This window comes from Pseudotabrizicola alkalilacus (assembly GCF_003443995.1).
GTDB lineage: Bacteria > Pseudomonadota > Alphaproteobacteria > Rhodobacterales > Rhodobacteraceae > Pseudotabrizicola > Pseudotabrizicola alkalilacus.
Map to the genome: position 1 here is coordinate 182,205 of NZ_QWEY01000007.1, position 21,003 is coordinate 203,207.

The following is a 21,003-nucleotide window of genomic DNA, read 5'->3' on the forward strand; positions in this document are numbered from 1 at the left end:
TCCTTTGGCCCCAGCAAATCAGACCCGCCGCCGACAGGGAAGCCGCGATTGCGCCGGGTGTCCTCAGCCGGATTGTGCCGGGGACAATCCGGCCCCTTGCGGGCCTGCGCCATCCCCGCCACCATGGACCGCATGAATCCGTTGCGCGGCATAGCCCTTAAGATCATTTCGGTCCTGTTGTTCATCACGATGTCGGCGATGATCAAGGCGACATCTGAGCATATTCCGCCGGGCGAGGCGGTGTTTTTCCGCTCGTTCTTTGCCATCCCGGTCATCCTGATCTGGCTGATGTGGCGGCGTGAATTGTCAACCGGCCTGCGTACCCGCAACCCGTTCGGTCATTTCTGGCGCGGGCTGATGGGCACCATGGGGATGGGGCTTGGCTTTGCCGCCCTTGCCTATCTGCCGCTGCCCGAGGTCACTGCCATCGGCTATACCGCGCCCCTGCTGACGGTCATCTTTGCCGCGATGTTTCTGGGCGAAGAGGTGCGTGCCTTCCGCATCACTTGCGTTGTGCTGGGGATGGCCGGTGTGCTGATCATCGTCTCGCCGCGCCTGAGCGTGCTGAACAGCGGTGCCAACCCCGCCGAAGCCTTTGGTGCGATGATGGTGCTGAGCAGCGCGGTGTTTTCTGCGCTGGCACAGGTGTTTGTGCGCAAACTGGTGCAGACGGAACAGACCGCAACCATCGTGTTCTGGTTCTCGGTCACGGCCACCCTGCTGTCTCTGGTCACCCTGCCCTATGGCTGGGTTGTACCCACCGGGACCGAGGCGGCGCTGCTGGTCACCGCCGGGCTGATCGGCGGGCTGGGGCAGATTTTCCTGACCTCCTCTTACCGCAGCGCCGATGCCTCGGTCATTGCGCCGTTTGACTATGTTTCGATGCTGTTCGCCTTGCTGTTCGGCTGGTTCTTCTTTTCCGAAGTGCCGACCGTGACCATGCTGGCCGGGGCGGCGCTGGTCATCACCGCCGGCGTGCTGATCATCTGGCGCGAGCGCAAACTGGGGCTGGAGCGCGCCCGCCAACGCAAGGCGATGCCACCGGGGACGTGACCGGCCTGACAGGGCGTGCTGGTCAGGACCAGCGCACCGCAACATCAGCCGGGCGTGAGCCTGCAATGGTGCGGCGGATGTTGGGCATATCGTTGCCATCAATCCATGCCCGCGCCTGTTCAGGGGTTTTGCCGTGGTGCAGCCAGCGCTGCATCAACCGCCGATCCAGTTCGGTTTCAGGCACGTCGATCCAGACGGTCAGGTCAAAGGCATGGTGCAGCGCTTGCCATGGCCCCTCCTGCAGCAGCAGGTAATTGCCCTCGACCACCAGAAACCTGTCGGCGGGCCCGACCACGTCGGCGGCGGCGCGGGACAGTTCCCTCTCCCGGTCAAACACCGGGATCGCCACCTCGTCCTCATCGCGCAAACGGCGGATCAGGGTGAGGAAGCCCTGCACATCAAAGGTCTCGGGCGCGCCCTTGCGCGCGCGCAGACCTCGGGCATTCAGCACCGCATCGTCATAGTGAAACCCGTCCATCGGCACCACGCGCGCGCCCGAGCCAAGAGCCGTCACCACCGCTTCGGCGAGGGTGGATTTGCCCGCGCCGGGTGGCCCGGCAAGGGCGGTCAGAAACCGCCCCTGCCCCTCTGCGCGCGACCGGATCAGATCGGCCAGACCTTCGGGCGTCATGCCGGTTCTGCCACGCCTTCGGGCAGTTTCGCCCCGGTCATGAACGCCACCGCATCTGACATCGAGTAATCGCCCGGCTTGATCACACACAGCCGCTTGCCCAACCGGTGAATGTGGATGCGGTCCGCCACTTCGAACACATGCGGCATGTTGTGACTGATCAGGATGATCGGAATCCCGCGCGAACGGACATCGCGGATCAGCTCCAGCACCCGGCGCGATTCCTTGACACCCAGCGCTGCCGTCGGCTCGTCGAGGATCACCACCTTGGAGCCGAACGCCGCTGCCCGCGCCACCGCCACGCCTTGGCGCTGGCCACCCGACAGGGTTTCCACCGCCTGATTGATGTTCTGGATCGTCATCAGACCCAGCTCATTCAGCTTTTCGCGGGCGAATTTCTCCATCCGCGGGCGGTCCAGCTTGCGGAACACCGAGCCCATGAGCCCTGGTGCGCGCAATTCGCGGCCCATGAACATGTTATCGGCAATCGACAGGGCGGGCGACATCGCGAGGGTCTGATACACTGTCTCGATCCCCGCCGCGCGGGCCTCGATCGGGGTAGAGAACCGGATTGGCTTTCCCTCCAGCATGATCTCGCCCTCATCCGGGATCACCGCGCCCGAAATCGCTTTGATCAGCGTCGATTTCCCGGCCCCGTTGTCGCCGATCACGGCAAGAATTTCACCCGGATAGAGGTCAAAGTCGCAGTGATCCAGCGCCGTGACCTTGCCGTAGCGTTTGACAAGGTTAGTCCCTTTGAGAAGCGGTTCCATCAGCTTGCCACCTTTCTGATCCACTGATCCACGGCGACCGCAAAGATGATCAGCACGCCGATGAGAAAGAACGTCCATTGCGGGTCGGTGCCCACCAGCCGCAGGCCCATCTCGAACACGCCCACGATCAGCGCACCAAAGAACATGCCGACGATGCTGCCACGCCCGCCAAACAGCGAGATGCCCCCGATCACCACAGCCGTGATCGACTGGATATTGCCCAGCTGCCCGGTCGATGCGGTCGGCGAGACCGAACCGAAGCGCCCGATCATCACCCAGCCCGCGACGGCGCAGAAAAACCCGGCCAGCGCATAGACCTGGATCAGCACCTTGCCGGTCGGAACTCCCGCCAGCTCCGCGGCCTGCGGATCATCGCCGGTGGCATAGACATGCCGGCCCCAGGCGGTGCTGCGCAGCACATAAGACATGATGGCCACGAGCGCGATCATGAGGAACACCGCATACAGGATCTTGATCCCGCCGGGCTGGATCGACCCGCCCCAGAACTGCAGCGCCGGAGCGGTGGCCGCGATATCAGACGATCGTATCGTCTCGTTAGCTGAAAAGATGAAGTTGGCGGCCAGCAGGATCTGCCATGTGCCAAGGGTCGCGATGAAAGGCGGCAGCTTCATCTTGGCAATCAGCAGCCCGTTGACCGCACCCATTGCCGTGCCAAGGATCAGGCCGATCACGATGGCAATTTCGGCCGGAACGCCATAGCGGAACGTTGCCTGCCCCATCAGCACCGAGGAAAACACCGCAATCGCACCAACCGACAGGTCGATGCCGGCAGTCAGAATGACGATGGTCTGCGCGCAGCCAAGAATGCCGACGATGGCGATCTGTTGCAGGATCACCGACAACGTGCCCGCCTTGAAGAAATTCTCGGCAAGAACACCGAACACCAGCAAGGCCACCATCAGCACAATCATCGGCACCGCCGAAGGTGTCTGGTGCAGCCAGTGTTGCAGCCGCTTCAGTTGGCTTTTCTCTTCGTGGAATTCGGCCACCTTTTCCGAGGCGCCTTTCAGGCCCTCTTCAAAGCTGGAAGCCGTTTTTGCATCCGTCATGTCATTCCCCTCCCCCGGCACAGCGGGTCGTGGCTGTGCGATGGCTATGACAAGGGCGGCGCGATGGCCGCCCTTGATACGTTACACTGAGGTCAAGTGACCCCGCAAATCAACTGCGGAGTCAGAGCCGGACCGGGATCAGCCCCAGCACAGCTCCATGCCTTTGGTGGTGTCGATCGACTCCACACCGTCAACCGGCTTGTCGGTGATCAGCGCCACGCCGGTATCAAAGAACGCCTTGCCTTCGGTCGGTGCGGGCTTGGTGCCATCCGCCGCGAACTGGGCGATTGCCGCAACACCCAGAGCCGCCATTTGCAGCGGGTATTGCTGGCTGGTCGCACCGATCACGCCGTCCTTGACGTCCTGCACACCCGGGCAGCCGCCGTCGACCGAGACGATCAGCACGTTTTCCTTGCCTGCCGCTTTCAGTGCCTCAAAAGCACCGGCAGCCGAAGGTTCGTTGATGGTATAGACCACGTTGATATCCGGGTCTTTGGCCAGCAGGGCTTCCATCGCCTTCAGACCGCCTTCTTCGTTGCCCGAGGTGACTTCGTTGCCGACAATACGCGGATCGGTCTCGTCGCCCCATTTGTTCGGATCGGCCAGATCAATGCCCATGCCCTGCAGGAAGCCCTGATCGCGCAGCACGTCGACCGAAGGTTGCGCGATAGACAGGTCCAGCAGCGCGATCTTGGCATTGGCGGCGTCAGCACCCAAGGTGGCGTTCGCCCATTGACCGATCAGCAGACCGGCCTGAAAGTTGTCGGTGGCAAAGGTCACGTCAGCCGCGTCGATCGGGTCCAGCGGGGTGTCGAGTGCAATCACCAGCACGCCTGCGGCGCGGGCCGCTGCCACCGAATCCACGATTGCCTTGGTGTCGGAGGCGGCAATCAGAATACCCTTGGCCCCATCGGCCACACAGGCCTCGACCGCTGCGACCTGGCTTTCATGGTCGCCGTCGATCCGGCCAGCGTATGATTTCAGGGTCACGCCCAGCTCAGCCGCCTTGGCTTCAGCGCCTTCTTTCATTTTCACAAAGAACGGGTTGGTGTCGGTCTTGGTGATCAGGCAGGCGCTGGTCTGGGCCGAGGCAGTGGTCGCCATCAGCGCAAGCGCGGCCGAGCCCATAAGGGCTTTCATCGAAAGTTTCATGCGGTTCCTCCCAAGGATGTCAGAGGCGTCTGCCCCTGCTGCAAGTTTTAGGCGCAGCCGTTCCTCCTGCTGCGGTTCGCTTACAAAACCCGATTCGGGTCTGCGCGTCAATATAAATAAATAAGAGTGATTTAATATTGACAGGCGGGCTGAATCGTCTTCAACCTGTGATCGGGGAGGAAGCCGTCGGGCACAGCGCCTGAGGGTGACACAACATATGCTGATCGGAATACCATCCATTCTGGGGCCGGACCTGCTGGCCACCCTGTGTGCCATGGGGCATGGCGACGAGATTGCCATCGTCGATGGCAATTACCCCGCGCAAGAGCATGCGCGCCGGTTGGTCCGGGCTGATGGCCATGGGCTGTTGCCACTGTTGCAGGCGATCCTGACCGTGCTGCCTTTGGATGATGACGCGCCGTTCTCCATCTGCCGCGCCAGCCTGCACAACGACCCCGACCAGACCGGACAGGTCCACCACGAAATCGAGGCGCTGTGTGGTCGGCTAAAACCCGGCTATGCCGTGCAGGCGATGGCAGGCGACAGCCTGTATCCGCGCATCCGCGCCGCGCATACCATCGTTGCCAGCAGCGAAACCGCGCTTTATGCCAACGTCATCCTGCGCAAAGGCGTGATCAGGGGCGACGGATGACAACCTTCAGCGATGCGGCACAGATTCCGGACCGCAGCGGCACCGATGATCCGGTGCTGCGCGGCACCAATCAGTCCGGCATGCGCGCCCAGAATGAGCGGCTGGTGCTGACGCTGGTGCGCCAGCACGGGGCCCTCGCCAAATCCGACATTGCCCGCATCACCGGCCTGTCGGCACAGACCGTTTCGGTCATCATGCGGGCCCTGGAACAGGACGGGCTGCTGGCACGCGGCGAGCCGCAGCGCGGGCGCATCGGTCAGCCCTCGATTCCAATGTCGCTGGCTCCCGAAGGCGCCTATTTTTTCGGGCTCAAGATCGGGCGGCGCTCAGCCGATCTGACGCTGGTGGATTTTCTGGGCCGGATGCTGCGGCTGGAGCGGCAGGTCTACCGCTATCCCACACCGGGGGCTGTTGTCGATTTCGTCTCGGCCACCCTGCCCCTGATGATCGCGGACCTGCCAGCCACCGCACGCGGGCGCATCGGCGGCCTGGGTGTGGCGATGCCGTTTCAGCTGTGGAACTGGGTGCAATCCATCGGTGCGCCGCAGGCCGAAATGGATGACTGGCGCAGCCGTGACATTCAGGCCGAACTGGCCGCGCTGACAGACATGCCGGTGTTCGTGCAGAATGACGCGACCGCTGCCTGCGGGGCCGAACTGGTGTTCGGCACGGGCGAGCGGCCAAAGGATTTTCTGTATTTCTACTTCGGCACCTTTATCGGCGGCGGGCTGGTGCTGAATGGCCAGCTGTTCACCGGGCGCAGCGGCAATGCGGCGGGCGTCGGCCCGATTCCGGTGCCCGGCCCGGATGGCACGACAAGGCGTCTGCTGGATGTGGCCTCGATGTCGGTGCTGGCCGACGCGATGGAGGCGGCGGGCGAACCGTCCGACCATCTGTGGGCGCAGCATCTGGATTGGCGGGTCAGCCCGCCGGTGCTGAATGCCTGGATGGACGGTGCGGCCTGCGGTCTGGCCCATGCCATCCTGTCCGCCGCCGCCCTGATCGAGCTGGAGGCGGTGCTGATCGACGGCTGGATGCCAACGGCGATCCGCGCCGAGCTGACCGCCCGTACCCATGACGCGCTGCACCGGCTGGATCTGGCCGGAATCGATGCCCCCGCCATCCGTCCGGGCACGGTCGGGGCCAATGCCCGCGTGCTGGGCGCGGCCGCCATCCCGCTGTCGCATCGCTATCTGATCGACCAGAATGCCTCTGGCCGCGACACCTAGTCGCGGTTGCCGCAGCATCTGTTCGCGTTTTCAGGGGTTGCAGGCCCTTTCCGTGCCGAAAATGCTTTCCGTCACCGGTTGTGGGCCCTAAAGGTCTTGAAAATGTTTCTGCACGGTCTTTGATCGGCAAAAACCCGCCGCGACAATAACGACGCAAAAACGCCACGCCACGACGAGGGAACGCCGTTTCATGTCACTCGCCCTGATTGCTGCGCTGCCTTTTCTCGGAGCGCTTCTTCCCGGCCTAATGATCCGCGCAGGCAAGAATGCCTGCGCTTTGGTGACAGGCTCTGTCACCGCCCTTGCCCTGTTGATGCTGGGTCTGAACGCTCCCGCCGTCCTGCGCGGCGAGGTGGTACAGACCCGGATCGAATGGATCCCGTCGCTGGGCCTGAACGCCAACTTTTTTCTGGATGGTCTGGGCCTGCTGTTTGCCGGTCTGATCCTTGGCATCGGGTTGCTGATCATCCTGTACGCGCGGTTCTACCTCGCGAAATCTGATCCGATGGGGCAGTTCTACACCTATCTGATGCTGTTTCAGGGCGCGATGGTGGGCATTGTTCTGTCCGACAACATCCTGCTTTTGCTGGTGTTCTGGGAACTGACCTCGCTGTCATCCTTCCTGCTGATCGGCTACTGGAAGCACCTGCCCGAAGGGCGTCAGGGCGCGCGGATGGCACTGACCGTCACCGGCGGCGGTGGCCTTGCGATGATCGCGGGCATGCTGATCCTGGGCAATATCGTCGGCAGCTATGATCTGTCGGTCATTCTGGAAAACAAAGAGGCGATCCAGTCGTCAGACTGGTATCTGCCCGCGCTGATCTTGATCCTGCTGGGCGCGTTCACAAAATCGGCGCAGTTCCCGTTCCACTTCTGGCTGCCGCATGCCATGGCCGCGCCCACCCCGGTGTCGGCCTATCTGCATTCGGCCACCATGGTCAAAGCCGGGCTGTTCCTGATGGCCCGGATGTGGCCGGTGCTGTCGGGCACCCCGGAATGGTTCTACATCGTCGCCACCACCGGGCTGATCACCATGGTCATGGCCGCCAAGATCGCGCTGTTCAAGGATGACCTGAAGGCGCTGCTGGCATTTTCCACGGTGTCGCATCTGGGCCTGATCACCATGCTTCTGGGGTTTGGCACGCCCGCAGCGGCGACCGTGGCGGTGTTCCACATCATCAACCACGCCACCTTCAAGGCAGCACTCTTCATGTCGGCGGGCATTGTCGACCATGAGGCGCACACGCGCGACCTCAAGCGTCTGGGCGGCTTGCGCACACTGATGCCGATCACCTTTACCATCGTCACCATCGCCTCGCTGTCGATGGCGGGCATCCCGCCGCTCAACGGCTTTTTGTCGAAAGAGCTGATGCTGGAGTCGGCATCGCAGACCGCATGGATGGCAAATCCGTGGCTGCTGGGGGTGCTGGCCACCATCGGCGCGCTGTTCTCGGTCGCCTACAGCTTTCGCTTCATCGCCCATGCCTTTCTTGGCCCGGTACGTGAAGATTACCCAAGCAAACCGCATGACCCCGGCTTTGGGCTCTGGGCCGCCCCTGCCCTGCTGGCCGGTCTTGTGATCCTGATCGGTCTGATGCCGATGCTCACCGCGTCCTGGCTGGTCAATGCTGCCGCCAGCGCCGTCACGGGTGAGGTGGTGGCCGTCAAGATCACCCATTGGCACGGCCTTTATGCCCCCGCCCTGTGGATGTCGCTTGCGGCCATCGGTGGCGGTCTGTTGCTGATGGGCCTTCATCCGCGCCTGATGGCGCTGTGGAACGCAACACCCCGGCCTGATGCCAAGCGGATCTTTGACGGCATGGTCGAGCCCTTTGCCGCCCTCGCCGGGCGCATCGCCAATACGCTGCATGACGGGGCGCTGACCCGCTATATCGCCATCGGCACGTTGGCGATTGCAGCGGTGTCTTACTATGCCTTTGACACCGGCTCCCATGCCGTGGGCACCCGCGATCTGATGCCGGTCCACCCGGTTCCGGCGCTGGGTTGGTTGGCTCTGGTGCTGGCAACGGTGGCTATCGTCATCTATCACCGCCAGCGTTTGCTGACACTGGTTCTGGTGGGGATCGTCGGGTTGATGGTCTCGGTCAGTTTTGCCTATTTCTCGGCCCCCGACCTTGCGCTGACCCAGATCTCGGTCGAGGTGGCGACGATCATCCTGATGCTGCTGGCGCTGAACTTTCTGCCAAAGGCCACTCCGATGGAAAGCAGCCCGGTCCGCCGCACCTGGGACGGGGCCATCGCCGTCATTGCCGGTGTCGGCATTGCCGCGCTGGCTTATGCGCTGATGACACGCGATCAGGCTTTCAACCCGATTTCCGAATATCATATCACCAACTCCAAACCGGGCGGCGGCGGCACCAATATCGTCAACGTCATTCTGGTCGACTTCCGGGGCTATGACACCTTTGGCGAGATCATCGTTCTGGGCATCGCCGCACTGGTCATCTTTGCCCTGACCGAAGCGCTGCTGCGCGCCGGTCCTGCCAATGACCGCCTGCTGGCATGGCGTCCCGATCAGCGGCGCGCGGGCGACCGCCACCCGATGATGCTGGTGGTGGCCACCCGGGTCATGCTGCCCATCGCGCTGATGGTGGGTGTGTTCATCTTCCTGCGCGGTCACAACGAACCGGGCGGCGGCTTTATCGCCGGTCTGATCGTGGCAATCGCGCTGATCATGCAATACATGGCGTCCGGCTTTGCCTGGACGGCAGCGCGGCAAAAGGTGGACTACCACGCTTTGATCGCTATGGGTGTGCTGATCGCCGCCGCCACCGGCATTGGTGCCTGGTTCAACGGCCTGCCCTTCCTGACCTCGGCCTTTGGCTATGTCACGATCTGGCCGCTGGAGGAGTTCGAGCTGGCCACCGCGCTGCTCTTTGATATCGGCGTGTTCCTCACCGTTCTGGGCGCGGTGATGCTGGCGCTTGCCTCGCTGTCCCGCATCGGCCTGCGCGCCGGAGAAACCGTCAACGTGCAACCCTTTGATATCGACCCGTCCGAAGGCCGCACCCTCAACTCCGGGGAGGTCCGCTGATGGAGGCTCTTGTCGCATCCGCAATCGGCATGATGACAGCCGCTGGCGTCTATCTGATGCTGCGCCAGCGCACGTTTCCCGTCATCGTCGGGCTGACCCTGCTGACCTATGCGGTGAATGTGTTCCTGTTTACCTCTGGCCGGCTGGCCACCAATATGCCGGCGATCTATGGCGAAGGCGCGCCCGGCTACTCCGACCCGCTGCCACAGGCGCTGGTGCTGACGGCCATCGTGATCTCCTTCGGGATGACGGCTGTGATCGTGATGATGGCGCTGGGGGCTTTTCTGGAATCTGGTCATGACAAGGTGGATATGAACGACGACGACGCCCCGGTGGATGGGGGCCAGAAATGATGTATCACTGGATCTCTGTTCCCGTCCTGCTGCCTGCCATCCTTGGCGCGGCGATGGTCCTGTTGATGCGCAACGATCTGCTGTTGCAGCGGGTGTTCGCGCTGGTGTCGACGCTGGGTCTGCTGGCCGTCAGCATCGCGCTGCTGGTCGCCGCCAGCAACGAAGGCCCCGAGGTCTATCAGCTGGGCGACTGGCCCGCGCCCTTTGGCATCGTGCTGGTGCTGGACCGGCTGTCGGCGATGATGGTCACGCTGACTGCCGTGCTGGCCGTCGCGGTTCTACTCTACACCATCGGTTCGGGCTGGGACACGCGCGGGCGGCACTTCCACGCGCTGTTCCAGTTTCAGCTGATGGGGATCTGCGGCGCGTTTCTGACCGGCGACGCGTTCAACCTGTTTGTGTTCTTCGAGGTTCTGCTGATCGCCTCTTATGGTCTGATGATCCATTCGGGGGGCCGCGACCGGCTGCGGGCGGGCGTGCAATACGTTGCCTTCAACCTTGTCGGCTCGTCGCTGTTCCTGTTTGCGCTGGCGTCGATCTATTCGATCACCGGCACGCTGAACATCGCCGATCTGGCGGTCAAGGCGGCCGAGCTGCCGCAGGGCGACGCCGCCCTGTTCCGGGTCGCAGCCGTGATGCTGATGATGGTCTTTGCCATCAAGGGCGCGCTGGTGCCATTGCAGTTCTGGCTGCCGGGCACCTATTCCAACGCCCCCGGCCCGGTCGCGGCGCTGTTCGCGGTGATGACAAAGATCGGCGCCTATTCGGTGATCCGCTTTGGCGTCATCGTCCTGCCGACCACCCACCCGGTCACCGGCACCCTGATCGCCGATCTGATGCTGCCCGCAGCCCTGCTCACCCTGATCATCGGCGCGCTTGGCATCCTGGGGGCTACCACCCTGTCGCGGCTGGCGGCCTTTGCCGCTGTTGCCTCAATGGGCACCGCCTTTATCGCCATCTCGGCCTTTACGCCCGCCTCCACGGCGGCGGCGCTGTATTACATGGTGCATTCCACTCTGGCAGGGGCGGCGCTGTTCCTGATTGCTGATCTGGTGACCTATCGCCGCGCGCATGACGGGCTGCATCAGTCACTGCCGCCCATCGCGCAGGCCGGGCTGATCTCGGCCCTGTTCATGGTCTCGGCCATCGCCACCGCCGGGATGCCGCCGCTGTCGGGCTTTATCGGCAAACTGCTGGTGCTGGATGCGCTGCGCGACTCTGCGGCGCTGGTCTGGTCAGTGATCCTTGTGACTTCGCTGATCATCATCGTCGGCTTTGCCCGCGCCGGGTCCACCCTGTTCTGGAAAGCCCACGCCTCTGCCCCCGAGGGCGACGGCGCAACCCATCCGGCACAGGCGCTGTCCTTTGTCGCCGTGGGCACGCTGCTGGCGGGCCTTGTGGCCCTGACCGTGTTCGCCGGTCCGGTGATCGCCTGGATCGAAGTCACCGCTGCCAGCCTGTTTGATCCCGCCGCCTATATCGCGGCCAACCAATTGCCGGAGGTGAAGTAAGATGCTCCGCCGCCTCTTCCCCCACCCGCTCCTGTCGATGCTGCTGTTCGCAACCTGGATTCTGCTGGTCAACCAGATCAAGGTCGGCAGCATTGTGATGGCGCTGATCCTTGCCACGCTGATCCCGATGCTGACCGCCCCCTATTGGCCCAACCGCCCGCCCCTGAAAAAGGTACCGGCCTTTGCGGCCTATGTGCTGCTGGTGATGTGGGATATCGTGCTCGCAAATATTCAGGTGGCGCGGATCGTCCTGTTCATGCGCAATGAAAACATCCGCTCCGGCTGGCTCGCGATCCCGATTGATCTGAAAACGCCCGAAGCCATCACCATTCTGGCGGGCACCATCACCATGACCCCTGGCACCGTCACCTCTGACATGTCGTCCTGTGGCCGTGTGTTGCTGATCCACGCACTGCACGCCCCCGACCCTGACGCTGTCATCCACGACATCAAGACCCGCTACGAGGCCCGCCTGAAAAGGATATTCGAATGATCCTGAATTACGCCCTTGATTTCGCCTTCCTCTGCTTTGGCCTGGGTCTGGCGATGAACCTGTACCGTGTGTTCCGCGCGCCCGGCGTGACCGACCGCATTCTTGCGCTCGATACCATGGTGATCAACGTACTTACCCTGATCGTGCTTTATGGCATGCGCACCAAATCCGGCGTCAATTTCGAGGCGGCCCTGCTGTTCGCCATGACCGGATTTGTCTCCACCGTGGCCTATTGCAAATTCGTCCTGCGCGGCGACATCATTGAATGAGGCTGGCATGAACCTGATGGTCGAATACATTCTTGCCGCCCTTCTGGTGTTTGGTGGCATCTTCGGTATCGTCGGCAGCTTCGGCCTGCTGAAACTGCCGCAGATGCTGCAACGCCTGCACGCGCCGACCAAGGCCACCACGCTCGGCGTCGGCTCGGCACTGATCGCGTCGATGGCGTATTTCTGGTTCTACGAGGACCGGGTCAGCTGGCACGAGCTGATGATCACGCTGTTCCTGTTCCTGACCGCGCCGATCACCGCGAATTTCATCGCCAAGGCGCAGCTGCACCGCGCGATCAACAAGGAAGACCTGCCCCCCACCGGCGTCGGCACTCAATGGGCCACCTATGACCCCGAGGTGCAGGCGGTCAGCCCGATCCTGCTGGATGACCGCGATCCCGGCTGATTTCTGACCAAATGGTCAAATCGCCGCCGCGTCAGACTTGCCCGGTCGCGGCACCCGTGCCACATTGCAGCGAACTGACCGCAGCAAAGGGCTTGCCGTGACCGCGCTTACCCCCGACGTGCCCGTCCCGACCACCGGGCTTGTGGCCCTTGGCCACGCCCGGCCGCCGCATGACCGCAACCCCGGCATGCCGCTGGATCTGGACTGGGTCGCCTCGGTGCAGGCCAATACCTCGGCCATCGAACGCCGCGCCGCGTCTTTGGGCGGTCGGCGCACCGTCAAAAAGGACTATCAGGCCGCCTGGCTGCTGAAAGCGGTCAGCCTGATCGACCTCACCACCCTGTCCGGCGATGATACGCCGGGCCGCGTGCAACGGCTCTGTGCCAAGGCCCGCCAGCCGGTAAGCGCTGAAACCCTGCACGCCCTTGGCATGGATGGGCTGACGGTCGGCGCGGTCTGCGTTTATCACGATATGGTCGCCACGGCGGTGCGCGCGCTGGAGGGCACCGAAATTCCCGTCGCCGCCGTCTCCACCGGCTTTCCGGCGGGCCTGTCGCCCTGGCATCTGCGCGTGCAGGAAATCCGCGAAAGCGTGGCGGCGGGCGCGCGTGAGATCGACATCGTCATCTCGCGCCGCCATGTGCTGACCCAGAACTGGCAGGCGCTGTATGGCGAGATGCGCGAAATGCGCGACGCCTGTGGTGAGGCGCATGTCAAAGCCATCCTCGCCACCGGCGAACTCGGCACCCTGCGCAATGTGGCCCGCGCGTCGCTGATCTGCATGATGGCCGGGGCCGATTTCATCAAGACCTCGACCGGCAAAGAGGGCGTCAATGCCACCCTGCCCGTCACCCTGACCATGATCCGCTGCATCCGTGATTATCAGGAGCGTACCGGCATCAAGGTCGGCTACAAACCGGCGGGCGGCATTGCCAAGGCCAAGGACGCGCTGCTGTATCTGGCGCTGATGAAGGATGAACTCGGCGACGACTGGCTCTATCCCGACCTGTTCCGCTTTGGCGCCTCCAGCCTGCTCGGCGATATCGAACGCCAGCTCGACCACCACCTGACCGGCCACTACTCCGCCGCCAACCGCCACGCGATGGGATAAGGCCATGACAATCAAAGAAATCTTCGACACCATGTCCTATGGCCCCGCGCTTGAAGCCAATAGCGAAGCGCTGGACTGGCTGGCGCGCCATGATCACAGCTTTGGCCATTTCATCGACGGCAGCTTCACCGCACCCGAGGCGCTGTTTGACAGCAGGAACCCCGCCACCGGCAAGGTGCTGGCGCAGGTCAGCCAGGGCTCGACCGCTTCGATCGATGCAGCCGTCGCCGCCGCGCGGCGGGCGCAGCCGAAATGGGCGCGCCTGTCGGGCCACAAGCGGGCGCAGTATTTGTACGCCCTCGCCCGGCTGGTGCAGAAACACGCCCGCTTGCTGGCGGTGCTGGAGACGATGGACAACGGCAAACCGATCCGCGAGAGCCGCGACATCGACCTGCCACTGGTCGCGCGGCATTTCTACTACCACGCGGGCCTTGCGCAACTGGCCCCGGCCGAGCTGCCGGGGATGGAGCCTTTGGGCGTGTGCGGCGCAGTGATCCCGTGGAACTTTCCGCTTCTGATGCTGGCGTGGAAGGTGGCACCGGCGCTGGCGGCGGGCAATACTGTGGTGCTGAAGCCCGCCGAGTATACTCCGCTGACTGCCCTGCTGTTTGCCGACCTCAGCCGTGAGGCGGGCCTGCCACGCGGGGTTTTGAACATTGTCACCGGCGACGGCGACACGGGTGCTGCGCTGGTCGCTCACCCCGGCGTCGACAAGATCGCCTTCACCGGCTCAACCGCCGTTGGCAAGGCGATCCGCCGCGCAACCGCAGGCACCGGCAAGGCGCTGACGCTGGAGCTGGGCGGCAAGTCGCCCTACATCGTGTTTGACGACGCCGATCTTGACTCGGCGGTCGAGGGGCTGGTCGATGCGATCTGGTTCAACGGCGGTCAGGTCTGCTGCGCAGGCAGCCGCCTGCTGGTGCAGGAAGGCGTGGCGGACCGCTTCCACACCAAGTTGAAACGCCGGATGGACGGCTTGCGCATCGGCGATCCGCTGGACAAGTGCATTGATGTGGGCGCGGTGGTCGATCCGGTGCAACTGGCCACCATCACCCGGCTGGTCGATGCGTCAGAGGGTGACAAATACACCGCCGACACCCCAGTGCCCGAGGGCTGTTTCTACCCGCCGACGCTGATCACTGGGCTTTCCGCCGCCTCCCCGCTGATGCAGGAAGAGATCTTTGGCCCGGTGCTGGTCAGCATGACCTTCCGCACCCCTGCGGAAGCGGTGGAGCTGGCCAACAACACCCGCTACGGCCTTGCTGCGACGGTCTGGACCGAGAATGTGAACCTTGCGCTCGACATCGCCCCCAAGCTGCGGGCCGGGGTGGTCTGGGTCAACGGCACCAACATGTTCGACGCCGCCGCCGGGTTTGGCGGGGTGCGCGAAAGCGGCTTTGGCCGCGAAGGCGGATGGGAGGGGTTGCACGCCTATCTGCGCCCCAAGGGCAAAACCAACCCGCTGAAAGCCGTCGCCGCCATGCCCGCGCCGAAAACGGCAACCGTGGATGGCCTCGACCGCACCGCCAAGCTGTTGATCGGCGGCAAGCAGGCGCGGCCCGATGGTGGCTATTCCAAACCCGTTTACAGCCCTCGTGGCGCGCTCTTGGGCCACACCGGCATCGGCAACCGCAAAGACATCCGCAACGCGGTGGAGGCGGCGCAGGCCGCCAAAGGCTGGGCCCGCGCCACCGCCCACACCCGCGCGCAGATCCTGTTCTACATCGCCGAAAACCTGTCCGCCCGCGCCGAGGAATTCGCCGCCCGGATCAAAGCGCAGACCGGCAGCTCCGGGGCCAATGAGGTTGAAGCCGCGATTGCCCGGCTGTTCACCTATGCCGCCTGGGCCGACAAGTTCGACGGCGCAGTGAAATCGGTGCCCATCCGGGGCGTGGCCTTGGCAATGAACGAGCCCTGCGGCGTCATCGCAGCACTTTGCCCGGATGAGGCCCCGCTTCTGGGCCTGATCTCGGTCATGGCCCCGGCGATTGCGATGGGCAATCCTTGCGTTCTGGTCCCGTCAGAGCCGTTCCCGCTGTCGGCCACCGACTTTTATCAGGTGCTGGAGACCTCTGACCTGCCCGCAGGCGTGGTGAATATCGTCACCGGACCCCATACCGATCTCGCCAAACCCCTCGCCGGGCACATGGATATCGACGCGGTCTGGAGCTTTTCGTCAACCGATGTCTCAACGATCATCGAGACAGAATCGGCGACCAACCTCAAGCGCACCTGGGTCAACAATGGCCGCGCGCGGGACTGGATGGCCGCCGAAGCCGAGGGCCGCGCGTTCCTGCGGCAGGCGACAGAGGTGAAAACCGTCTGGGTGCCTTACGGCGAGTAACGGCGCGCCCGCGCTCAGGCATGCCCCGCTGTCGCCGACAGCGTCAGCGGGTCGATGCCCAGCGTTTTCAACGCCTTGACCCATTTGGCGCTGTCATCCGCCGCAAAGACCAGATCGGCCGGCGCGTCGGCCAGCAGCCAGTCGTTGCGCAGGATCTCTTCCTCCAGTTGCCCCGGCCCCCAGCCGGAATAGCCCAGCGCCAGCAGGGCGGCATCGGGGCCGTCGCCCTGCGCCAGCGCCTCCAGAATATCCAGCGTCGCGGTCATCAGAAACCCACCGGGCACCGCCATCGTCGCCGGTCCGCGCGGGTAATCTGCCGAATGCAGCACAAAGCCGCGCCCGCGCTCGACCGGGCCGCCGAAATGCACGCGGATGTCGCGCCCCTCGGGCGCGCGGGAAATGTCCAGATGGTCGAGCAATCCGGCAAAGCTCAGGTCCGGTGTCGGTTTGTTGACGATCAGCCCCATCGCCCCATCTTCAGAATGGGCGCAGATCAGGATCACGCTGCGGTCAAAGCGCGCGTCGCCCAGACCGGGCATTGCAATCAACAGCTTGCCACCAAGTTCCATGTCTACTGCTCCGAGCGCCGTTTGCATCCCCCCAACATGAGCCTGATGCCGCCGTGCCTCAAGAGGCAAGTGCTACAATGGCTTCCCGTCTTTGTGACTTCCCATTCCCCCTTCACTGCTTATCTTGCCCGTCATGATACGCGCCCTCGCCCTTTGCCTTGCCCTCAGCCCCGTCCTCGCCAGCCCTGTGCAGGCGCAATCGGTGCGACTGTCCGATGTGATCGAGGGTGAGTTCCGGCCCGGCTGGCAGACACCATCGGGCACCCATATGGCGGCGCTGCATCTGCATCTGGCCCCGAAGTGGAAGACCTATTGGCGCGCACCCGGCGATGCCGGCATCCCGCCGCAATTTGACTGGACCGGGTCCGAAAACGTGGGCTCGGTCCGCTTTCACTGGCCCGCGCCGGATGTGTTCCGCACCAATGGCATGCAGACGGTCGGCTATCATGACGAGCTGGTGTTGCCGATCGAGGTCACGCCAAAAGACCCGCGCAAACCGGTGCGGTTGAAAGCTTCGGTCGATCTGGGGGTGTGCAAGGATATCTGCATCCCGACCACATTGCTTTTGGGCACCGCCCTGCCCGCGCCGGGCCATGCCGACAGCGCGATCAACGCAGCGCTCCGCGCCCGCCCGGCGACCGGGGCCGAGGCGGGGCTGGACCGCATCACCTGCACGCTGGAACCGATCCGTGATGGGATGCGGATCACCGCCCGCATGGATCTGCCCGCGCAGGGCAGCGATGAGGTGGTGATCTTCGAATCCGGCCTGTCCAATGTCTGGGTGTCGGAATCGCAGGTGCGTCGTGACGGGCGCAGGCTGACGGCGGTGGCCGATATGGTGCCGCCTTCGGGTGGCCCGTTTGCGCTGAACCGCAGCGCCGTGGTGGTCACCGTGATCGGCGGTCAGGGCCGTGCCGTGGAAATCCGCGGCTGTCCGGCAGACTGACCGGCGCTCAGCGCCCACCCGGCACCAACCGCGCGATCCAATAGGCCGCCAGCGTCACGCCGCCAGCGCCCAGCGCAAACACGCCAAACGCCACGCCCTGCGTCATCACCGGCAGGCCCGGCACCACGCTTGCAAACCAGCCGCCCAGCACCACCGGCGCCAGCGTCACCGCAAACAGCGCCACCAGCACCGCGCCCGTTGCCGCCAGCACCAGACGCGGCCCGCGCCGGGTGGCGCGCGCCAACGCCCGGAACATCTTGCCGATATCGGCCTGCACCGCCATCAGCGCAGGCACCATCACCAGCACCAGCACCATGCCAAAGGCCAGCCCGTAAACCAGCGTGATCACCGTGGGTTTCAGGAACTCCGCCTGCGAGCTGCCCTCGAACAGCAGCGGCGACAGACCGAACACGGTCGTCATCGTGGTCAGCAGCACCGCGCGGAACCGGTCGGCCACGCCATCCACAATCGCCGGAATCAGCCCGCGCTTTTCGGCATATTCATCAATCGTCGAGACCAGCACGATGGAATCGTTGATGATGATCCCCGACATGCCGATCAGCCCGACGATGGAGAACATCGACAAGGGCACGCCCCAGTGAAAATGCCCCCACATCGCCCCGATCAGACCAAAGGGAATCACCGACATCACCACCAAAGGCCGGGTCCAGCTGGCAAAGATCCACGCCAGACACAGGTAGATCCCCAACAGACACAGGATCACCGCTGTCCCGGCATCGCCCAGAAACTCGTTCTGCTGCTGCACCAGCCCGCCCTGACGGCTCTCGATCCCGAAATCCTGCTCGATTCCGGGCAGGATCGTCTCGCGGAGCGTGGCCTGAATTTCGGCGGCCCGCGCCGGGTCATCCTCGGCCAGATCGCCCGACACTGTGACCACCCGCAAGCCATTCTCGCGCCGGATGGTCGAGAATCCGGCCTGCTGCTGCACGGTTACAATATCGGCCAGCGGCACATAGGCCCCGGTCGCGGTGCGCATCAGCGTCGAGTCCAGAAAATCCGCCGTCAGTTCATGGCGCGGCAGTTCCAACCGGATCGCGGCAGAGCGCGGGCCGTCCGGGTAGGTCGCGGCCTCGATGCCGTTCAGCCGGTCGCGCAGGGTGCGGCCCAGCTCGTCGATGGCAAAGCCCAGCGACTGGCCCAGCGGGGTCAGGTTCAGGACCAGCTCTTCCTTGTCATAGGCCAGCGAATCCTCCAGCGCCGACACTTCGGGGTAGACCGCCAGCCGTGATTTCAGCGCCTCGGCGGCCGCCTTCAGCTCGGTGGCCGACGCGCCGTACAGATCGACTGACAGCGCATCGCCCCCCGGCCCGAACCGCCCGCCCCTGAACGACAGCTCCTCCATCAACGGATGGCCGCGCACCTCTTCCTGCAGGGCCTGCACAAAGACATTGCTGGAATAGGGCCGCGCATCGGGGTTGATCAACTCGATGGAAATGCTGCCAAGCAGATCCGCATCCTTGCCCTCGGCACTGGCCAGCCCGCGCCCGCCAGAGCCGCCGATTTCCGCCATGGCAAAGGTGATCGGGTTCGCGCCATGCTCGGCCTCCAGCCGCGCGCCGACCGTTTCCGCCGCGCGCTGCACTTCGCGCATCAGCTCCAGCGTATCCGCCCGCTCTGCCCCCGGCAGCATCGAGAAATTCCCAGTGACCGAGGCCTGTTCCGGCGCGTTGAAAAACCGGAACGGCAGATCGCCCCGGATGAACAGCGCGGCAGAGGCGGCAAACAGCGCCACCACGCCCGCCAGCACCGGATAGCGCGCCAGGATCAGCACCCGGATTGACGGCTTCACCACATGCTCGCCCAGCCAGACCATGCCGCGATTGACCTGCCGCGACGGCCAGTCATACCATTTTTCCTGCCGTGCCTTGGCAATGGCATGCGCCATATGGTTGGGCAGGATCAGAAAGCACTCCACCAGCGACGCAACCAGCACCGCGATCACCGTAAACGGAATATCGCGGATCATGCCGCCCATCCGCCCGCCAATCGCCACCAGTCCGAAAAACGCGATCATCGTCGTCAGGGTCGAGGCCACCACCGGCTGCGCCATGCGCATCGCCCCGCGTTCGGCGGCAATCACCGGGTCTTCGCCCAGCGTCCGCCCCCGGAAATCGGCATGCTCGCCCACCACGATGGCATCATCGACCACGATGCCCAGCATGATGATCAGCGCAAACAGCGAGATCATGTTCAGCGTCAGCCCGACCGCATACATCACCGCCACCGCCGCCAGCATTGCCACCGGAATGCCCGCCGCCACCCAAAGCGCCGTGCGCGCGTTCAGGAACAGGAACAACAGCAGCACCACCAATGCCAGCCCGCTGATCGCGTTGTCGAGCAGCAGATACAGCCGGTCGGTGATCTCTTCCGCCCGCGCCCGGACCAGATCGACCGTCACCCCCGGCGGCAGCGACAGCTGCATCTCTGCCGCCACATCCTCGACGCTCGCCTGCATCCGGATCGCGTCGCCCTCGGCATTGCGGTCGACCCGCACCGTCATCGCCGGATTGGCACCGACATAGCTCGCCCGGCCATCATCGGCACTGGCGGCGGTGATCGTGGCAATGTCGCCCACGGTCAGCTTGGTGCCATCGGGCAGGCTGCGCAGCACCACGCCCGCGATTTCCGCCGCAGACCGCCGCTCCGACCCGGTCCGCACCCGGGCCGAGCCGTCGCCGACATTTCCCGCCGGATTGGTCTGCACCGTCGCCGCAATCGCGGTGGCAATCTCGCGCATCGTGATGTCATGGCGGATCAGCGCGACCGAAGGCACCTCGACCACGGTTTCGGGGTCAGCCATGCCCCGGATCGTGGTGCGCGTCACCCCGACCTGAAACAGACGCCCGACAAACTCATCAGCAAAGCGCGCCAACTGATCCACCCCCACCGGGCCGGTGATCACCACATCGGTCACCTGATCGCGCCACTGGCTGCGGCGGATCACCGGCTCTTCGGATTCGGCGGGCAGGTTCGTCACCGAATTCACCGCCGACTGCACATCCTCGGCCGCCTGCGTCAGATCGGTGCCCGGCTCGAACTCCAGCACGATCCGGCCCGAGCCTTCGCCCGCGCGTGAAACCGCGTTGGCCACCCCGTCCACCGCCAGCAGCGCCGGTTCCAGCACCTGCACGATGGCGCGGTCGACATCTTCGGCCCCTGCCCCGCTCCAGCTGACCGAGACCTGAACCTCGGCCACGATGACATCGGGAAAATACTGCGCCCGGATGCGCGAGGCCGCCACCAGCCCCGCCACGATCAGCAACACGAACAACAGGTTGGCAAGCGTCCGGTGCCGGGTGAAATAGGAAATCAGGCCGCCGGCCCGCCCTCCGACAGCCCGCCCGGGGGAGCGCATCTTTGCCATG

General features: G+C 64.3%; 18 protein-coding genes. 12 read left to right on the forward strand and 6 right to left on the reverse strand.

Annotated elements, in window-relative coordinates:
* Positions 1 to 132 precede the first annotated feature (132 nt).
* The gene (locus D1012_RS13785; protein ID WP_118153380.1) at positions 133 to 1,053 is read left to right on the forward strand and encodes a DMT family transporter; all 921 of its coding nucleotides are present in this window, start codon (positions 133 to 135) and stop codon (positions 1,051 to 1,053) included.
* A 22-nt stretch (positions 1,054 to 1,075) separates the two neighbouring features.
* Here D1012_RS13785 and D1012_RS13790 read toward each other — a convergent pair whose 3' ends face one another.
* The 4 genes from D1012_RS13790 to D1012_RS13805 form a co-directional block, all read right to left on the reverse strand.
* Positions 1,076 to 1,684 carry a nucleoside triphosphate hydrolase gene (locus D1012_RS13790; protein ID WP_118153178.1) on the reverse strand — a complete coding sequence of 203 codons (609 nt, stop codon included), beginning with the start codon at positions 1,682 to 1,684 and terminating at the stop codon, positions 1,076 to 1,078.
* Complete coding sequence (locus D1012_RS13795; RefSeq protein WP_118153383.1) at positions 1,681 to 2,457, reverse strand: ATP-binding cassette domain-containing protein; 777 nt, start codon at positions 2,455 to 2,457, stop codon at positions 1,681 to 1,683. The genes D1012_RS13790 and D1012_RS13795 overlap by 4 nt, the downstream gene beginning before the upstream one ends.
* Positions 2,457 to 3,527, reverse strand: coding sequence for an ABC transporter permease (locus D1012_RS13800; RefSeq protein ID WP_118153180.1), 1,071 nt, complete (start codon positions 3,525 to 3,527; stop codon positions 2,457 to 2,459). Before D1012_RS13800 ends, D1012_RS13795 begins: the two co-directional genes overlap by 1 nt.
* A 138-nt stretch (positions 3,528 to 3,665) precedes the next feature.
* The gene (locus D1012_RS13805) at positions 3,666 to 4,667 is read right to left on the reverse strand and encodes a sugar ABC transporter substrate-binding protein (RefSeq protein WP_435530921.1); all 1,002 of its coding nucleotides are present in this window, start codon (positions 4,665 to 4,667) and stop codon (positions 3,666 to 3,668) included.
* Between the two features lie 229 nt (positions 4,668 to 4,896).
* Between D1012_RS13805 and D1012_RS13810 the strand changes: the two genes are divergently transcribed.
* From D1012_RS13810 to D1012_RS13855, 10 genes are all read left to right on the forward strand, one after another.
* A complete protein-coding gene (locus D1012_RS13810) occupies positions 4,897 to 5,331 on the forward strand; it encodes an RbsD/FucU family protein (protein WP_118153184.1) in 435 nt (144 codons plus the stop codon).
* Entirely contained in the window at positions 5,328 to 6,560 is a 1,233-nt protein-coding gene (locus D1012_RS13815; protein ID WP_118153186.1) for an ROK family transcriptional regulator, read from the forward strand. Before D1012_RS13810 ends, D1012_RS13815 begins: the two co-directional genes overlap by 4 nt.
* 190 nt (positions 6,561 to 6,750) lie before the next feature.
* The gene (locus D1012_RS13820; RefSeq protein WP_118153188.1) at positions 6,751 to 9,615 is read left to right on the forward strand and encodes a monovalent cation/H+ antiporter subunit A; all 2,865 of its coding nucleotides are present in this window, start codon (positions 6,751 to 6,753) and stop codon (positions 9,613 to 9,615) included.
* Positions 9,615 to 9,968 carry a Na+/H+ antiporter subunit C gene (locus D1012_RS13825; RefSeq protein ID WP_118153190.1) on the forward strand — a complete coding sequence of 118 codons (354 nt, stop codon included), beginning with the start codon at positions 9,615 to 9,617 and terminating at the stop codon, positions 9,966 to 9,968. The genes D1012_RS13820 and D1012_RS13825 overlap by 1 nt, the downstream gene beginning before the upstream one ends.
* Complete coding sequence (locus D1012_RS13830) at positions 9,968 to 11,479, forward strand: monovalent cation/H+ antiporter subunit D (RefSeq protein WP_118153192.1); 1,512 nt, start codon at positions 9,968 to 9,970, stop codon at positions 11,477 to 11,479. The genes D1012_RS13825 and D1012_RS13830 overlap by 1 nt, the downstream gene beginning before the upstream one ends.
* Position 11,480: 1 nt before the next feature.
* Entirely contained in the window at positions 11,481 to 11,972 is a 492-nt protein-coding gene (locus tag D1012_RS13835) for a Na+/H+ antiporter subunit E (protein WP_118153194.1), read from the forward strand.
* Complete coding sequence (locus tag D1012_RS13840; protein WP_118153386.1) at positions 11,972 to 12,241, forward strand: K+/H+ antiporter subunit F; 270 nt, start codon at positions 11,972 to 11,974, stop codon at positions 12,239 to 12,241. Before D1012_RS13835 ends, D1012_RS13840 begins: the two co-directional genes overlap by 1 nt.
* A gap of 7 nt (positions 12,242 to 12,248) precedes the next feature.
* The gene (locus tag D1012_RS13845) at positions 12,249 to 12,647 is read left to right on the forward strand and encodes a Na+/H+ antiporter subunit G (protein ID WP_118153196.1); all 399 of its coding nucleotides are present in this window, start codon (positions 12,249 to 12,251) and stop codon (positions 12,645 to 12,647) included.
* A 118-nt stretch (positions 12,648 to 12,765) separates the two neighbouring features.
* Positions 12,766 to 13,758, forward strand: a complete 993-nt coding sequence (gene deoC, locus D1012_RS13850; RefSeq protein ID WP_435530922.1) for a deoxyribose-phosphate aldolase — start codon at positions 12,766 to 12,768, stop codon at positions 13,756 to 13,758.
* A gap of 4 nt (positions 13,759 to 13,762) precedes the next feature.
* Complete coding sequence (locus D1012_RS13855) at positions 13,763 to 16,102, forward strand: aldehyde dehydrogenase family protein (RefSeq protein WP_118153198.1); 2,340 nt, start codon at positions 13,763 to 13,765, stop codon at positions 16,100 to 16,102.
* Between the two features lie 14 nt (positions 16,103 to 16,116).
* Here D1012_RS13855 and D1012_RS13860 read toward each other — a convergent pair whose 3' ends face one another.
* Positions 16,117 to 16,671 (reverse strand): YqgE/AlgH family protein, encoded by a 555-nt coding sequence (locus D1012_RS13860; RefSeq protein WP_118153200.1) that lies wholly within the window; start codon positions 16,669 to 16,671, stop codon positions 16,117 to 16,119.
* 202 nt (positions 16,672 to 16,873) lie between these two features.
* On the opposite strand from D1012_RS13860, the gene D1012_RS13865 reads away from it, so the two are divergent.
* Positions 16,874 to 17,617: a protein-disulfide reductase DsbD domain-containing protein gene (locus D1012_RS13865; RefSeq protein ID WP_233517123.1), complete on the forward strand. Its 744-nt coding sequence runs from the start codon at positions 16,874 to 16,876 to the stop codon at positions 17,615 to 17,617.
* A 7-nt stretch (positions 17,618 to 17,624) separates the two neighbouring features.
* Here the strand turns inward: D1012_RS13865 and D1012_RS13870 are convergent, their stop codons facing one another.
* Positions 17,625 to 21,002, reverse strand: a complete 3,378-nt coding sequence (locus D1012_RS13870) for an efflux RND transporter permease subunit (RefSeq protein WP_118153204.1) — start codon at positions 21,000 to 21,002, stop codon at positions 17,625 to 17,627.
* Between the last annotated feature and the right edge of the window lies 1 nt (position 21,003).

Coding starts and splice junctions, on each gene's coding strand:
- D1012_RS13855 (WP_118153198.1), top strand. CDS start 13,763: ATGACAATCAAAGAAATCTTCGACACCATGTCCTATGGCCCCGCGCTT.
- D1012_RS13825 (WP_118153190.1), top strand. CDS start 9,615: ATGGAGGCTCTTGTCGCATCCGCAATCGGCATGATGACAGCCGCTGGC.
- D1012_RS13785 (WP_118153380.1), top strand. CDS start 133: ATGAATCCGTTGCGCGGCATAGCCCTTAAGATCATTTCGGTCCTGTTG.
- D1012_RS13870 (WP_118153204.1), bottom strand. CDS start 21,002: ATGGCAAAGATGCGCTCCCCCGGGCGGGCTGTCGGAGGGCGGGCCGGC.
- D1012_RS13790 (WP_118153178.1), bottom strand. CDS start 1,684: ATGACGCCCGAAGGTCTGGCCGATCTGATCCGGTCGCGCGCAGAGGGG.
- D1012_RS13795 (WP_118153383.1), bottom strand. CDS start 2,457: ATGGAACCGCTTCTCAAAGGGACTAACCTTGTCAAACGCTACGGCAAG.
- D1012_RS13835 (WP_118153194.1), top strand. CDS start 11,481: ATGCTCCGCCGCCTCTTCCCCCACCCGCTCCTGTCGATGCTGCTGTTC.
- D1012_RS13815 (WP_118153186.1), top strand. CDS start 5,328: ATGACAACCTTCAGCGATGCGGCACAGATTCCGGACCGCAGCGGCACC.
- D1012_RS13820 (WP_118153188.1), top strand. CDS start 6,751: ATGTCACTCGCCCTGATTGCTGCGCTGCCTTTTCTCGGAGCGCTTCTT.
- D1012_RS13860 (WP_118153200.1), bottom strand. CDS start 16,671: ATGGAACTTGGTGGCAAGCTGTTGATTGCAATGCCCGGTCTGGGCGAC.
- D1012_RS13800 (WP_118153180.1), bottom strand. CDS start 3,527: ATGACGGATGCAAAAACGGCTTCCAGCTTTGAAGAGGGCCTGAAAGGC.
- D1012_RS13845 (WP_118153196.1), top strand. CDS start 12,249: ATGAACCTGATGGTCGAATACATTCTTGCCGCCCTTCTGGTGTTTGGT.
- D1012_RS13830 (WP_118153192.1), top strand. CDS start 9,968: ATGTATCACTGGATCTCTGTTCCCGTCCTGCTGCCTGCCATCCTTGGC.
- D1012_RS13805 (WP_435530921.1), bottom strand. CDS start 4,667: ATGAAAGCCCTTATGGGCTCGGCCGCGCTTGCGCTGATGGCGACCACT.
- D1012_RS13810 (WP_118153184.1), top strand. CDS start 4,897: ATGCTGATCGGAATACCATCCATTCTGGGGCCGGACCTGCTGGCCACC.